The following is a 14,093-nucleotide window of genomic DNA, read 5'->3' as shown; positions in this document are numbered from 1 at the left end:
CGATGAAAGCACTCATATACCAAGGACCAGGGAAAAAATCTTTAGAGGAGCGGCCCGTTCCCGAAATAATACATGCAACTGACGCGGTCATTAAGATCACAAAGACTACAATTTGTGGCACTGATCTTCATATTCTTAAAGGAGATGTAACAACATGCCAGCCTGGGCGAATTCTTGGCCATGAAGGCATAGGAGTGGTCGATCAAATTGGTCCAGGAGTAACTGGATTTAAGAAAGGAGATCATGTTCTTATTTCTTGTATCACATCCTGCAGCAAGTGTGATTATTGTCGCAAAGGAATGTTCTCACACTGTGTAAACGGTGGTTGGATCCTTGGTAACTCAATTGACGGGACACAAGCTGAGTATGTTCGAATACCTTTTGCAGATACCAGTCTTTATAAAATTCCTAAAGGAGTAGATAAAGACGCTCTGGTAATGCTGAGTGATATTTTACCTACAGGTTTTGAATGTGGCGTACTCAACGGAAAAATACAACCAGGTAATACAGTTGCGATTGTTGGCGCAGGGCCTATTGGCTTGGCTGCTCTTCTTACTGCCCAATTTTACTCTCCGGCTGAAATTATAATGATTGATTTAGATAATAACCGTCTGGAAATAGCAAAACGATTTGGAGCAACAGCCACAATCAATAGTCAAGATGGCAAAGCTGCAGAAAAAATAATGAAAATGACCGACGGGCGTGGAGTAGACACGGCTATTGAAGCCGTTGGCATTGCCAATACATTTCTTATATGTCAGGACATTGTGGCGCCAGGTGGTACTATTGCTAATATTGGTGTCCATGGTGCGAAAGTAGATTTACATCTAGAGAGATTGTGGTCACAGAACATCGCGATTACTACCCGACTTGTTGATACAGTCACTACACCCATGTTGCTCAAAACAGTATGTGCGAAAAAGATTAATCCATGCTTATTGATTAGTCATCACTTTAAATTTGAAGATATTATGGATGCTTATGAAACATTCGAAAATGCAGCTAATACTCATGCGCTAAAAGTAATAATTGACTTAGAATGATGCTGTTTACCAGGGAGTTGGCAAGATAGCTAATTCCCTCGTTATCGTAGAAAGCAACTTAACTTAATTTTGTCTGGATGCGCTTTAGCCGATCGTAAGCATCCTGCGCTATTTCCAAAATTTCTGGTTTGTTAACAAGGCCCATGACAGCAAGTGGATCCATAAAAGAAACAAGCACGCTACCATCATTTTCTTCACTAACAACTACGTTGCAAGGTAATAACAACCCGATATTTGGATCTATTTCTAACGCTCGATGTGCTAATTGAGGATTGCAGGCACCGAGAATAATGTATGGTTTTCTTTCAATGCCTAATTTCTTTTTCATGGTTGCTTGTACGTCAATTTCAGTTAAAACTCCAAATCCTTCTGTTGTAAGTGCTTCTGTTACTTCTGCAATGACATTTTTAAATGAGTCGTGTCGTTTAACATTGAAATGATACATAATTGTTTATCTCCATAGTTATGTTCGATTCTCTCACCCTGAAATCGTTAAACAGCTTGTATAATGTAGCTGATTAATAGTAGAAAGGTATTATTCTTTAAATATGCCATTATTTAAAAAATACTCATCAAAAGGCAAATCGCGTAAATCTACTGCTAAATAAATCAGCCCTAATAACAACACTTCTCTTATATTATATACCTCTGCTCCACTAAAAGTATCGTGCAGTGACGTAGGAAAAAACTTTAATGTTACCTAGTAAAATTAAAAACGAGAATGGGATCGTCGGGCTAGAGAATTAATAAGCCGAGAACATGGACATTCTCGCTATAACAAAAATCTATTGTGGGTAGTAGGTTATTATGTGCAGTTGCCGAATAAAAATATGATTCTACATGAGGTTAACTAGTGGTTTTTTTGCCTTACGCACTTCGATTATTTAATTTTTGCATAGCAGCCCAAGTTCCGGCACTCTAGGCCGATTAGAGCCATTGCAGACCTAGTAGTCCATTTTATACTGCTATACCTAACAGCGAGCCAATACCTGCACTTACAAGCATCGCTATTGTTCCCCAGATTACAACACGCAATGATCCTAATAATATTCGAGCCCCGCCAACTTTTGCAGCAATTGCTCCGAGTAATGCTAAAAATAGAACCGCCATTATTGATACTGATGGAATAAGGTAGATTCTTGGAACAAGAAAAATAATTAACAAAGGTAATAATGAGCCAAGAGTAAAACTGCAGGCAGAAAAAATTGCAGCCTGAAGTGGACGCGCAGTTGTTATTTCTGTAATACCAAGCTCGTCGCGAGCATGAGCACCTAATGCATCTTTAGACATCAATTGTTTTACAACTTCTTGGGCAAAACTGCGTTCCAATCCACGATTAACGTATATAGCTGTTAACTCTTCAACTTCATTCGGTAAGCTTTCTGCAAGTTCTTTCTTCTCTCGCTGTAAGGCTGATTTTTCTGTATCCGCTTGAGAGCTTACTGATATATATTCACCTGCAGCCATAGACATGGCACCAGCAATTAAACCTGCAATCCCTGCTACAAATATTCCATCATATGGTGTATGAGCAGCAGCAACACCAATCAATAAGCTTGCAGTAGAGATAATACCGTCATTCGCTCCCAAAACTGCAGCTCGTAACCACCCAATTCGTTCAATTCGATGATATTCTTTATGTTTCATATATAAGAACTCCAATAGGGAATAGATCTAAGCCAATTTGATCAAGTTCATGTGTTTCGAATATCCAATCTTATTGTTGAGGTTGGTCATGGAAGTGATATTCATAAAAAAACTGCGCATCTTTAATGCTTTCCATTATTTAAATAAGCTATTTACTATATATCAATCTATGAACTTGTTTAACACTTTACATAATCGTTTATTATTTCACAACAGATCTTATTTAAAGCTTTTTATAATACTTATCTGGGTTAATTTTAGGTTAAAAGCTCAACACACAATAGTTAAAAAATTCTCAAATTAACAGCCGGTTTAGAAATTTTGAAAGCTATAGATTAAGAGTTAGAGTGCTATGTGGATGAGTAAAGTGCCCCCGGATTTGGGGATGAGCCAACACTTAGCGCTTGGAAAGATGAAGTCGCCAGAATGTGGCGGTTTAGTAAATCTAATGGAATAACAGAAGGGTTCCATCGCAAAATGAAACTCATTCAACATAGAGCTTATGGTTTTAGAAATTTTGAAAATTACAGAGTGCGTGTTAAGGTGCTCTGCGGGTGATTAGGGTGCTGTGCTGTTAAATCTGAGTGCCCCGTAATTGGGAAAGACCCTAAAAAATGGCGCGCTCGGAGGGACTCGAAACCCCCGACACCTTGGTTCGAAGCCTGATCCTCTTGTTTTAAATTCGTTATAAATCAATACATTGTAAAGCGTCAAACTCACCAGGAACTGCCTAAAACTGCCTATTACAGCGTAGTAGCGCCACAGTTGAGACACGTTTTGGCCACAGAAGAAAATTAATCGTTCTGTATTAAACATGCCCAAACTGAGGTTTTCGATTGTAAGCTATAATGATAGATAATGAATCAAAAGGAGTAAGTTATGAATATACAAATACAGCAAGCATTAAAAGAGCATAACTATAACGATTTAAAGCAGCTAATTGAAAACGTAGATGATTTCAAATCGGCTGTGCGTTCTTTCCCAGATTATGAAGCATCATTGGTGGAATTCTTATCTGAGCCCGATGTGTTCAACCGGTTGATCAAAGACCACAAGGACTTCATGATGATCACGCGTGATTTGCCGTCACATAAGGAAGCGCTGATAACGATGAGCCGGGTGCTATCCGATCCCGAGGCGTTCGACCGGTTGATTAAAAACAACAAGGAGTTTATAGATACCGCTAGGCAATATGCACCATATAAGCCAGATCTGATAAGGATGAGTCGGGTGCTATCCAATATCGAGGCGTTCGACCGGTTGATTAAAAACGAATATGAGTTTAAATCAATAAAAGAAGCATTTAACAAATATAACGTATTCAAAGAAGACAACTTTGAATCGCAGCGCCTTCAAGTAGTACAAACTGTCTCCTCCGCTAAAGCATTTACAAGAGGAGCAACCGTAGGTGCTTTAGCTGGCGGAGAACTTTCCCAAAAATTGCCACCGGAAGTATCAAGCTATATTGGTTCTTTTCTTGGGCGCAAGGATGGAGCTAATTTAGCCCAAACACGAAAAGAGGCAAATGAGCTGGCTAAAGAAGAAGAAGAGCGTCAGAATACGCTTAAACCTGGGAAGTAGGGGTTCTAGCGACCGAAGGTTTCCATCGAAAGATGAAACTAATACAAAGAAGAGCTTATGGCTTTAGTAACTTTGAAATTTACAGAACTCGTGTTAGGGTGCTGTGCTGTTAAATCTGAATTTGATTGGAAAAACTCGTGGTAACAGTAGTTACCCAGCAATTCAGACATGACGCCGTATTGTATTAAGTGATTAGTTAATTAGTTTAGGTATGAAATTAATCATGTGGATTCCAGGGATCTATACCCTGTTGTTCCAGAATATAAGGTTCGTGTTCATCTACTGGATGGGAAAGAGCCTTTTAAATGGCGCGCTCGGAGGGACTCGAACCCCCGACACCTTGGTTCGAAGCCAAGTACTCTATCCAGCTGAGCTACGAGCGCAATAAGGTATGGGTTTAATATTTTGCCATATTAGGTTCTGGTTGATATTGTATGCTGATAACCAGAATGGTGGGCCGTATAGGATTCGAACCTATGACACAGAGGTTAAAAGCCTCCTGCTCTACCACCTGAGCTAACGGCCCTTAAGGCAAAATATTTTTTAAACTGTACTCTAAAACTGGTGGGCCGTATAGGATTCGAACCTATGACACAGAGGTTAAAAGCCTCCTGCTCTACCACCTGAGCTAACGGCCCTAAAGAGGCTGGAATAATACCGTATTAGCACAGAATTTCAAGTCTTTTTATAATGTTTCTTAAATTTTTGTTATTTTAAAGGGCACAAATATTTTTTTTAGGCAAAATTGGCATTATAAAAAATAAGATTATTTAATTAATGGAGCATGAACATAAATATTTTTTTCTGTAGCCAATACAGTCCAATGATGCATTTTTAATTTATTGGCAAGGAATTGCGCATTTTTGGTTGCAGTAATGAGTAATAAAACATCAGCTCCTAAAGCGCCACAACCTTTGATGGCGAGTATCTCCGGCTCTTTTTTAAATTCACTTATAATTTTTAGGCTATGTTCTGCAACCAAATTTAACTCGGCGAGTTTTTGATGATAGAGATTGATCGTCCTAATCAATTTTTGGGAATTAGCATGTTCGAATGCTTGTTTTGCTTCATCAACTAAAAGTGACAAATAATCAATCTGATCGGGTAAGTCAGTGGCCTGTAAATGATGATGAGTAGCGAGTTTTACGCCAGTATGGATGAGAAAGAAAGACAAATCATGAAAGGGCCAGTCGTAGGATTTCATTATATTGTGTTGCTTATTAATGTAAACGCAGCCTTGTTGAGATTGTGCCATTACGTCATAACCACTTGGCCTTAATCCTTTCCCAGCCCATGATGATGCATAGTATGCCTTAAGCATCTGGTCTAAATTGGGTATAGTGTTTTTTATGAAACAACCTGCTAAATAGCTTGCCAAAAATTGTGCACTCGAGGCTCCTAAACCACCTCGGCCTGCATAAGGATCCTTCCATACAAGATTTTGTTCTAAGTGTTGTTGCTGCCACCAAAGCCCAGCTGGAGATTCTGGGTGAATTCCCGAGTGATTTTCTTGTTTTGTAAACGTAAGCTCGAAGCAGGGGGCAGTGGTGATGAGAAATGCTGAAGCTTGAGCTACGGCAGCATATTCACCTAATAGAAAAGTTTTTGCTGGGATTAACCATTTCATACGGCAATTGGTGTTTGTCTGATTTTGGCCAGTAAATCATGGGCATTGTTAAGGCTAATTCTTTTATGCAAATCCAGCCATTTTTGTAAATGTTCTTTGAGTACAGGCATTTCATTTTCATTGGCTCCTGCAGCCAAGAGCAAATTATCAATATGTAATTTCATATGGCCCTGAATAATGCCTTCAGTACATAAGGCTTTAATTGCACCTAGATTTTGGACTAGGCCTACAGCCGCAATGACTTGAGCTAATTCATTCGCTGAAGAAATATTCATCATTCGTAAACACATTTTTGCAGTAGGGTGCAGTGAAGTAACACCCCCTATAGTTCCTACAATAATTGGAGCTGTGAGTTGTCCAGTAAGTATTCCATCATGATAACGCCAACGGGTAATTGCTCTATATTGGCCATCACGAGCCGCATAAGCATGTACTCCAGCCTCTACTGCACGCCAGTCATTACCTGTTGCAATCAAAACAGGATCGATGCCATTCATTACCCCTTTATTGTGGGTAGCGGCTCGATAAGGATCCATTTCTGCAAAAAGGGATGCTTCTTGCAGTTTTTGACCAAGTACTGGGTCGATGGTATGGATCGTGACTTGAGCGGTTGTTAACTTTTGATCATTCAAATTGGATAAAATACACATAGTGACTTCTTCACCAGTTAACTGCTCTATAGGTGTTTTCAAATATTCAAGAACTTGATTAATAATGTTGGCACCCATGGCATCACAGCTATTCATGGTCAAGTGAATGACAGCCATATCTTGATTATCTTCTCTTTTGAGTTGGCGTAATTGCAAATCCATGACGCCACCGCCGCGTTTTACCATGTTTTCAGCAACATCTTTATTGGCTTTACTGATGAGATAAGCACGGTTTTCATGGAAAATTTGTGAAAATTTAGAGAAATCTTTTACGTTGGCTAATTGAATTTGACCTATAATGCACTCACCTTGAACCCAGGTCTTTATTTCGCCACATTGTCTAATCCATTTGGCAGATTTTGATAGGGCGGCAATAATTGAAGTTTCTTCAACAGCCATTGGAATCACATAGTCTTGGCCGTTAATGTTAAAATTAGTTGCTACACCTAAAGGTAATTGAAAATAACCAATGACGTTTTCAATCAGTTTATCTGCTAAATTTAAATCCTTTATGCCTCCATTTTTAAGAAATGCAATGTCTTCAGAGGTGATTGCCCCTAAGGCTAACAAGCGCTTAAAACGTTCTTCTCTAGAAAGTTTAGAAAATCCACGGAATAGCTCATCAGTATTAGAAGTTAAAGGCATGCTTTCTCCTTTGAGTAGCCGGCATTAACGCAAGTTTTTGTAATGCCATGTTTGCGTTGTTCAAATTGGCTGTAATTTTCTTGCATACCTGAATTAAGTGTCTTGAAAAAAATAAAAGCAATTTTATCATAAAATAGGACCGCAAACTACTCGAAAATCGTAGCTTATATTGGATTTTGTTTTTAGGCTCTTGGGTACATGATCACCTCATGCAGTTGGTCTGTTCCTGAAGAAGTAATTTATTTTGTGAAACAATAGAAATTTTTGTTTAAGATAACGTAACTTTCTATAATTGCTCCTTTTTTTATTGAATTCCCCTGGTGTTTTTTTGGCATGAAGTGTAAATTAAGCGCACTTAATTAGATTCAACTGTTGGAGAAGTTATGGGGAAATCGAGAGAAATGGAGTCGTTTACCTGGGCAAAAAGCATAAGGGAAACACTTATCGGGCAATTGAAAAAATGCAACTCTCTTGTAGCTTTGGAGGGATTTCTAAAGAAATTTAATGATAAACAGAAGGGCAGAAGTACTACAAATTTGACTGTTTTCCACCAAGGAGAGATCAAAAAACTGGATGCAGAAATCGATGAATTGATCAAGAATTTAAGAAAACGGTTCGCACCAGAGGTTCGAATTGAAACCATTCCAACAAGTAGTGATCAACCTGTAGTGGTATCTGCTGTCGTAGAAGAAAATTCAAGTCTAAATACGACTTCATTAGCAGAGCCTGGAAAAAAACATCCTCCTCAACTGAATGAGCATAAAATCGAGGTTTCTCTCGAGAAAGATAAAGGAGGAGCTCTGGTCTCAACTCAGACTAAATCGCCACTTAAAGGCAATTTACAAGGGATGAAAATAGAAAAAGAGAAATCTAGCATAGCAGATGACAATAAAAAAGCCGTTACATTTTTAATTTCAGAAGATCATCAGCGACATAAAAAAATTTTAGGTGATAATAAGTTGGCCAAAGAAACTAATGTTGATAATAGAATCCTGAGGCAACGAAAAATTCAGCTTTTTGATGTTGATGTAAAATTAAAGGCTATTTATACTAAGTTGGGCATATATGAAGCAAAAGCAAAAAAATATAAACAACAAAACAATTTTAAAGAAGCATATAAATATCAACAAGCTGCACAAGCCGCAAAAAGTATTTATAACCAAATAAATGCCTTAAAAGACACATATCTCCATGATGGTGATTTAGTTACTTTTAAATCAAAAAGCCAAGAGGTTCTAGGCGATGAGAAAAGCTCTGTAAAAACATTAAGGACACATCGTGGATGGTGGGAAAAATTTTTGGATGATCTCGTGAATCTTATTAATACCGGATTGGATCGCGCAGGTTCCTCAGTGCATTTGCCTAAATTATCACTGTTTAAACCTCTTGCTGATGGAGGCAAGAAAGTTACCGAACTAAATAATTCAATTAGTTCTCTAAAGGCATAGTTTAATTTCTAACAATAATTACCTGAGTTAATTACCTTGACTCAGGTTCCTTTTTTACCTCCCCAATAATATATTATTGTGTTACCATGTTTTATTGTTTTTGCTCTTCCTGAATATTTCTATTATTCTTGAAGCTATTTCTCAATAAATATGACTATGGTACAAAACAGCGCGCAAATCACGTTCGATAAGGAACTTGCCAGAGTTCACTGTACAGGTCACTGGTCTGTTTTGAGAATTGGGAATTTATTATCACAGTTCCAAGAACAGGAATTACCCAAAAAACAAAAAGTGATTATTAACGGCGAAAGCATCAGTGATTTTGATAGTGCAGGCGCTTTAACTTTAATTAAATGCATTGACCTGCTCGAACAACGAGGAAATCAAGTTCAGCTGTCTGATTTTAGCGAAACCCAACAACAACTCATTGATTTAATTAAATCAAAAAAAGATGTTTTAGATTATCATATTCCTGTCCCCGATAAAAAAAATCTACTTTATCAATTAGGTAAAGAATCAGAGAATAAATTCCGACAAGCAGATGGTTTTGTCGCTTTAATAGGTGATTTGGCTACTAAATTATTCGAAGCATTTGGTAATTGGCGACGATTTCAATTACCAAGCATAATCGCAAATGTACATGCTACGGGTGTTACTGCTTTACCCATCCTTGCTTTGCTTTCTTTTTTAATTGGTGTCGTTTTGGCCTATCAAATGGGATTGCAATTACAAACTTATGGAGCGAACAGCTTCATTGCTTATTTATCAGGGATGGCTATTTTTCGGGAATTTGCGCCTTTGATTACAGCTATTATTGTTGCTGGGCGTACAAGTTCTGCATTTACGGCACAAATTGGCAGTATGAAACTGAATGAAGAAGTGGATGCACTTTTAACTATGGGACTTTCTCCCACGGAATTATTAGTCCTTCCTAAAGTTATTGGCTTATTGCTCGCATTCCCTTTATTGATTTTTTGGTCTGATGTTTTTAGTATTTTAGGTGCAATGATAATGGCTAATAACATGCTGGGCATTACCTTCATCGATTTCTTGCAACGATTGAAAGATTCTGTGGGACTTTCACAATTGAATTTAGGTTTATATAAAGCACCCGCTTTTGCAATGTTGATTGCGCTAGTTGGTTGTTTTCAGGGATTCAGAGTTGAGGCCGGTACGGAAAAAAATATTGGGAGCCAAACTACCAAAAGCGTAGTGCAAGCATTATTTTTAATAATAATTGCTGACGCGATTTATTCAGTCATTTACAGTCGGATGCATTTATAAATGAGTGAACCCATTATCGAAATTAAAGGACTGAAGAATTGCCTCGGTGGTCAATGGGTACACTCTGATGTAAATTTGACTGTGGAAAAAGGCGAAATTTTAGCCATTATTGGTGGTTCAGGAAGCGGAAAAACAACCATATTACGTAGTCTACTCATGTTACTGAAGCCTACAGCCGGTACCATTAAAATATTTGGCCAAGACATTAGTCATCTCGATATGGAGCAATCATTCTTGCTTCGGCGTCGCTGGGGGATGCTTTTTCAGCATAGCGCATTATTTTCATCCATGAATGTAATAGAAAACGTTATGTTTCCTATGCGAGAATTCACTAGTCTTGATACTCAATTCATGTATGAATTGGCTTTGTTAAAAATTGCTTTAGTGGGGTTACCTAAAGAAGCCGCAGGCAAATTGCCATCAGAATTGAGTGGGGGAATGCAAAGAAGGGCAGCAGCTGCACGTGCCATCGCAATGGATCCGGAATTGTTGTTTTTAGATGAGCCGACCACAGGATTAGACCCACTTAGTGCTAGGCTTTTCGATGAATTGATTATTTTTTTAAGAGATTCTTTAAAACTTACTATAGTCATGGTGAGTCATGATATAGAATCTTTAAAGCGGACGACAGATCGCGTGGCCTTTATTGGTGATGGAAAAATTTTAAGTGTTGAGCCGATTAATGATTTAATGAAAAATAAGAATAAAATAATTGCTGGTTATTTCAGTAAAATGTAATCTAGAGCCTCCCAACATTAATTGTATGAAAGGCACTAAGCGTAACTGGAGACAGAATACTTGGAAGCGAAAACCAATTACACGATCGTCGGTGTAGTCGTACTTATATTGCTGGTAGGTTTAGTAGCTACAATGCTGTGGTTATCTGTTGGTTTTAATCAAAAAAAATATATTACTTATACCGTTTTCATGCATGAAGCGGCATCTGGCCTGACTCAGGATGCTCCTGTGAAATACAATGGAGTACAAGTGGGGCATGTAAAAGAAATAAAATTAAATCAAAGCGATCCAAGACAAGTTGAAATCTTGTTGGATATCGAAGAAGGGACACCTATTACAACAAGTACATACGCCACGTTAAATTCTCAAGGGATCACTGGCGTCACCTATATTGGTTTGAGCGCAAGCACTTCTGATCTGACCCCAATTCAAAAAATGCCAGGTGAGCCCTATCCAGTTATTCCTTCAAAACCTTCTGTTTTTACTCAATTGGATGGTATTTTAAAAAGGGTGTCCGAGGACGTAGACTCTGTAAGTACTGAAGCAAAACGCATATTTAATGAAGAAAATGCAAAACATGTACGGCATATCTTAACTAATATTGATCATTTTTCTAAAGATCTTGCAAGTAACGGGAAGAATGTTAATGTTTTAATGGATAATCTTGCCAAAACAAGTCGTGATTTCCCGCATATGCTTGAGGAGTTAAGAGTAGGAATAGCTAAATTTAATACAATGGCGGAAAGTTTGAGTAAAGCTGGGAACAGTGTATCAAAAACTATGGGTACAGGAAAAAATGCTATTGATAAAATTTCTGAAGAAGCGCTCCCACCAGCGGTCATCTTATTACGAAGATTGAATGCAATTTCTGCAAACTTGGAAAAGGTAAGTAGTGAAATGCGCCAAAACCCTGCTGTGGTTATTCGTGGAACTAAACCGCCAAAACCTGGGCCTGGAGAATAAAGATGAAAAAGTTGACCGTGTTTCTCGTGGGCTTGAGTACAGCATTACTAAGTGCATGCTCACCTGTTAAAGTCTCTGTAAAAAATCAGTATCAATTGAATGCATACAGTTCGAAACAGTTGGTGAAAGAACCGATGCCTATTACTTTATTGGTTACGCCACCGGATGCCGCTGCCGGATATCAAACAGAGCAAATGCTCTACAGTAAAAAACCTTATGAATTGGAACCGTTTGCAAAAAATGCATGGGTAAATCCACCCGCAGATATGCTTTATCCTTTAATCCTGCAAAGCTTGCAACGAACCAACCTATTTAAAGCGGTTACATCGAATGCCTATACCTTAGGTGTAAATTACCGATTAGATACCCAATTGTTGGCGCTTGAACAGAATTTTCTTAAAAAACCAAGTGTCCTGGAGTTTTCAGCCAAAATGGTTTTAACCCATGTAAGTGATAACAAAGTACTGGCTTCAAAAATTATCAATTTACAAATTCCATGCCCTAGTGATACACCTTACGGAGGTGTAATCGCAGCCAATAGAGCAACACAACAATTTACTGCGATCTTAGCACATTTTGTAGTATCTCATATTGAACATTAATCGATTCGTTTCCAGTAAATTACGTCGTAATCTGGTTAGTATAATGGAATCCAAGTTTTGAACAAAAAGTTCTCAAGACCGGGTTCCACTCCCATGCTGCCCGCTTAGTCAATGTTTTAGGCAGATCTTCTGGAGAAGACCGCGAACAGGGACGGACCTTAGGATAAAGCAGGCGGCTTTTAGCAAGCTAGAAGATTCATACGCTGCACCTGGTCATGAATTAAGATGAAATTGGTTTAATTAGTTAGTGTAGCCAAAAAATAAAAAGAATTGTACAATGTGGCCCCATGAACCCTATATGGGAACTTTGAAATTTGTTAATAATAAAAAGAACGAGGAGATTGAGGATGAAAGCCGGATCATTATGTAAATTAGGTCTGCTTGTAGCGAGTGTTGTTTTAGTTGCTGCGTGCTCCAAAACACCAGGTAGTGCAGATGGCGTAGGAGTTACTGATGCCGAAGCTTCTGCTCAAGGTTTAGGACAGTTCACTCATTTTGCGGGTCAAGAACCAGGTGAATCTTATACAACCAAGGCACCTCATAATCAATTGTACCTGTTCTCTTATGATGATAGTAACTTAGCTCCCAAGTATTTACCCTCCGTCAATGCTCAGGCAGAATACTTGAAGACTCATCCAGGTGCTCGTGTGTTAATTGCTGGACATACTGACGAACGAGGTAGTCGTGAATATAACGTAGCTCTTGGTGAGCGTCGCGCAAATACTGTAGCTGACATTTTACGTATGGCCGGTGTTAATAGACAACAAATGCGTGTTGTGAGTTACGGTAAAGAGCGTCCAATTAATTTAGGACATGATGATGCGTCACATGCACAAAATCGACGCGTTGAATTTACTTATGAGGCAACAAGATGATAAATTGCAAAAAACACCTTATCGCTACAGGTTTTATTTTTCTGCTACCTTTGACCAGTTGGTCCGTGGCACCTGTGGTTGATGACAGTGAAAATTTTGCAATGATTGACCAACAGGCGTATGAAACGTCTGTTGGCCCTAAGTACGATGAACCACAAATTGATAATGGTCAGTTTGAAATCGCTCGTAACGAGAATTACACAATAGATCATTCTCAAACCGATGATGAACCTGCGCTTGCTAAAGATGATCAAGCAAATGATTCAAATAATAATATTACTGATAGTGCCAAGCTGATTGACAAAATCCAAAGTTTACAACAAGAAATCCAAGAACTACGTGGACAATTAGAAGTACAGGCTCATGATTTGAAGTTATTACAGCAACAGCAAGTCGCTTTTTATAAGGATTTGGATTCACGTTTAAGTGGGACCACTTCTGCGAAAGCCTCTTCAAATAAACCTTCATTGGATCTTTCAGTAGGCTCTAAGGAACCCGTTGCGCCTAAGAAAACTGTATCTGCTCCTGATGTTCAAGCAAATAAAGCGGTTACTACGCCTGTTACCGTACCTGTATCTACTGCTTCCAGAGCAAACCCTGCTGATGAACAAATTAGCTATTTAGCTGCATATGAATTGGTAAAAAATAAACGATATGATGATGCTTTGAGTGCAATGAATTTATTCGTACAAAAATATCCAAGAGGTGGTTACACTGCTAATGCACAATATTGGCTAGGCGAGCTTTACTTAGTTAAAAAAGATTATTCTCAAGCCATAGAGCATTTTAACGCTGTACTACAACAATTTCCCACTTCAAGTAAATCGGCTGCGAGCATGTTAAAAGTTGGCTATGCCTACGCTGAACGAGGTGACAAACAAGAGGCTAAGAAGTTTCTACAACAAGTTGTACGAGCTTATCCTGGTACCCCAACAGCACAATTGGCTAATTCAAAATTACGTACAATATAATTAAATGAAAATGTAACTC

The 14,093-nt window shown here is 38.4% G+C and carries 13 protein-coding genes, 3 tRNA genes and 2 pseudogenes; 11 read left to right on the top strand and 7 right to left on the bottom strand.

The window, feature by feature from the left end; genetic code table 11:
- The first annotated feature begins 2 nt into the window (after positions 1-2).
- Positions 3-1,043, top strand: coding sequence for a zinc-dependent alcohol dehydrogenase family protein (locus tag ACWTE2_RS03460; RefSeq protein WP_454784148.1), 1,041 nt, complete (start codon positions 3-5; stop codon positions 1,041-1,043).
- Between the two features lie 58 nt (positions 1,044-1,101).
- Here ACWTE2_RS03460 and ACWTE2_RS03455 read toward each other — a convergent pair whose 3' ends face one another.
- On the bottom strand, positions 1,102-1,488 hold the full coding sequence (locus ACWTE2_RS03455) for a DUF302 domain-containing protein (protein WP_454784147.1): 387 nt from the start codon (positions 1,486-1,488) through the stop codon (positions 1,102-1,104).
- A gap of 512 nt (positions 1,489-2,000) precedes the next feature.
- Entirely contained in the window at positions 2,001-2,690 is a 690-nt protein-coding gene (locus tag ACWTE2_RS03450; RefSeq protein WP_454784146.1) for a VIT1/CCC1 transporter family protein, read from the bottom strand.
- Positions 2,691-3,083: 393 nt separating this feature from the next.
- Between ACWTE2_RS03450 and ACWTE2_RS03445 the strand changes: the two are divergent.
- From ACWTE2_RS03445 to ACWTE2_RS03435, 3 genes and pseudogenes are all read left to right on the top strand, one after another.
- Positions 3,084-3,248, top strand: a pseudogene (locus ACWTE2_RS03445) (transposase); the annotation flags it as partial.
- 321 nt (positions 3,249-3,569) lie between these two features.
- On the top strand, positions 3,570-4,271 hold the full coding sequence (locus tag ACWTE2_RS03440; RefSeq protein WP_454784145.1) for a hypothetical protein: 702 nt from the start codon (positions 3,570-3,572) through the stop codon (positions 4,269-4,271).
- A gap of 11 nt (positions 4,272-4,282) precedes the next feature.
- A pseudogene (locus ACWTE2_RS03435) lies at positions 4,283-4,384 on the top strand (transposase); the annotation flags it as partial.
- Between the two features lie 193 nt (positions 4,385-4,577).
- On the opposite strand, the gene ACWTE2_RS03430 reads toward ACWTE2_RS03435, so the two are convergent.
- The 5 genes from ACWTE2_RS03430 to ACWTE2_RS03410 form a co-directional block, all read right to left on the bottom strand.
- Positions 4,578-4,654 (bottom strand) — tRNA-Arg (locus ACWTE2_RS03430).
- A gap of 67 nt (positions 4,655-4,721) precedes the next feature.
- Positions 4,722-4,797 (bottom strand) — tRNA-Lys (locus ACWTE2_RS03425).
- Between the two features lie 36 nt (positions 4,798-4,833).
- Positions 4,834-4,909, bottom strand: a tRNA-Lys gene (locus tag ACWTE2_RS03420).
- 128 nt (positions 4,910-5,037) lie between these two features.
- Positions 5,038-5,898: a hypothetical protein gene (locus tag ACWTE2_RS03415; protein WP_454784144.1), complete on the bottom strand. Its 861-nt coding sequence runs from the start codon at positions 5,896-5,898 to the stop codon at positions 5,038-5,040.
- Positions 5,895-7,193 carry a hydroxymethylglutaryl-CoA reductase, degradative gene (locus tag ACWTE2_RS03410; RefSeq protein ID WP_454784143.1) on the bottom strand — a complete coding sequence of 433 codons (1,299 nt, stop codon included), beginning with the start codon at positions 7,191-7,193 and terminating at the stop codon, positions 5,895-5,897. Before ACWTE2_RS03410 ends, ACWTE2_RS03415 begins: the two co-directional genes overlap by 4 nt.
- A gap of 383 nt (positions 7,194-7,576) precedes the next feature.
- On the opposite strand from ACWTE2_RS03410, the gene ACWTE2_RS03405 reads away from it, so the two are divergent.
- From ACWTE2_RS03405 to ybgF, 7 genes are all read left to right on the top strand, one after another.
- The gene (locus ACWTE2_RS03405; RefSeq protein ID WP_454784142.1) at positions 7,577-8,641 is read left to right on the top strand and encodes a hypothetical protein; all 1,065 of its coding nucleotides are present in this window, start codon (positions 7,577-7,579) and stop codon (positions 8,639-8,641) included.
- Between the two features lie 156 nt (positions 8,642-8,797).
- Complete coding sequence (locus ACWTE2_RS03400; protein ID WP_454784141.1) at positions 8,798-9,925, top strand: MlaE family ABC transporter permease; 1,128 nt, start codon at positions 8,798-8,800, stop codon at positions 9,923-9,925.
- The gene (locus tag ACWTE2_RS03395) at positions 9,926-10,663 is read left to right on the top strand and encodes an ABC transporter ATP-binding protein (RefSeq protein ID WP_454784140.1); all 738 of its coding nucleotides are present in this window, start codon (positions 9,926-9,928) and stop codon (positions 10,661-10,663) included.
- A 60-nt stretch (positions 10,664-10,723) separates the two neighbouring features.
- Positions 10,724-11,626: an MlaD family protein gene (locus tag ACWTE2_RS03390; RefSeq protein WP_454784139.1), complete on the top strand. Its 903-nt coding sequence runs from the start codon at positions 10,724-10,726 to the stop codon at positions 11,624-11,626.
- Between the two features lie 2 nt (positions 11,627-11,628).
- A complete protein-coding gene (locus tag ACWTE2_RS03385) occupies positions 11,629-12,228 on the top strand; it encodes an ABC-type transport auxiliary lipoprotein family protein (protein WP_454784138.1) in 600 nt (199 codons plus the stop codon).
- A 347-nt stretch (positions 12,229-12,575) separates the two neighbouring features.
- Positions 12,576-13,103, top strand: a complete 528-nt coding sequence (pal, locus tag ACWTE2_RS03380) for a peptidoglycan-associated lipoprotein Pal (protein ID WP_454784137.1) — start codon at positions 12,576-12,578, stop codon at positions 13,101-13,103.
- The gene (ybgF, locus tag ACWTE2_RS03375; protein ID WP_454784136.1) at positions 13,100-14,074 is read left to right on the top strand and encodes a tol-pal system protein YbgF; all 975 of its coding nucleotides are present in this window, start codon (positions 13,100-13,102) and stop codon (positions 14,072-14,074) included. Before pal ends, ybgF begins: the two co-directional genes overlap by 4 nt.
- Positions 14,075-14,093 lie beyond the last annotated feature (19 nt).

Source organism: Legionella nigrisilvae (assembly GCF_977063395.2).
The sequence above is the reverse complement of the archived record's forward strand: the minus strand, read 5'-3'. Positions and strand labels throughout refer to the sequence as shown.

Bases quoted from the DNA above. Each gene is read 5' to 3' on its own strand.
- ACWTE2_RS03460 (WP_454784148.1), top strand. From the start codon at position 3: ATGAAAGCACTCATATACCAAGGACCAGGGAAAAAATCTTTAGAGGAG.
- ACWTE2_RS03455 (WP_454784147.1), bottom strand. From the start codon at position 1,488: ATGTATCATTTCAATGTTAAACGACACGACTCATTTAAAAATGTCATT.
- ACWTE2_RS03450 (WP_454784146.1), bottom strand. From the start codon at position 2,690: ATGAAACATAAAGAATATCATCGAATTGAACGAATTGGGTGGTTACGA.
- ACWTE2_RS03440 (WP_454784145.1), top strand. From the start codon at position 3,570: ATGAATATACAAATACAGCAAGCATTAAAAGAGCATAACTATAACGAT.
- ACWTE2_RS03415 (WP_454784144.1), bottom strand. From the start codon at position 5,898: ATGAAATGGTTAATCCCAGCAAAAACTTTTCTATTAGGTGAATATGCT.
- ACWTE2_RS03410 (WP_454784143.1), bottom strand. From the start codon at position 7,193: ATGCCTTTAACTTCTAATACTGATGAGCTATTCCGTGGATTTTCTAAA.
- ACWTE2_RS03405 (WP_454784142.1), top strand. From the start codon at position 7,577: ATGGGGAAATCGAGAGAAATGGAGTCGTTTACCTGGGCAAAAAGCATA.
- ACWTE2_RS03400 (WP_454784141.1), top strand. From the start codon at position 8,798: ATGGTACAAAACAGCGCGCAAATCACGTTCGATAAGGAACTTGCCAGA.
- ACWTE2_RS03395 (WP_454784140.1), top strand. From the start codon at position 9,926: ATGAGTGAACCCATTATCGAAATTAAAGGACTGAAGAATTGCCTCGGT.
- ACWTE2_RS03385 (WP_454784138.1), top strand. From the start codon at position 11,629: ATGAAAAAGTTGACCGTGTTTCTCGTGGGCTTGAGTACAGCATTACTA.
- pal (WP_454784137.1), top strand. From the start codon at position 12,576: ATGAAAGCCGGATCATTATGTAAATTAGGTCTGCTTGTAGCGAGTGTT.
- ybgF (WP_454784136.1), top strand. From the start codon at position 13,100: ATGATAAATTGCAAAAAACACCTTATCGCTACAGGTTTTATTTTTCTG.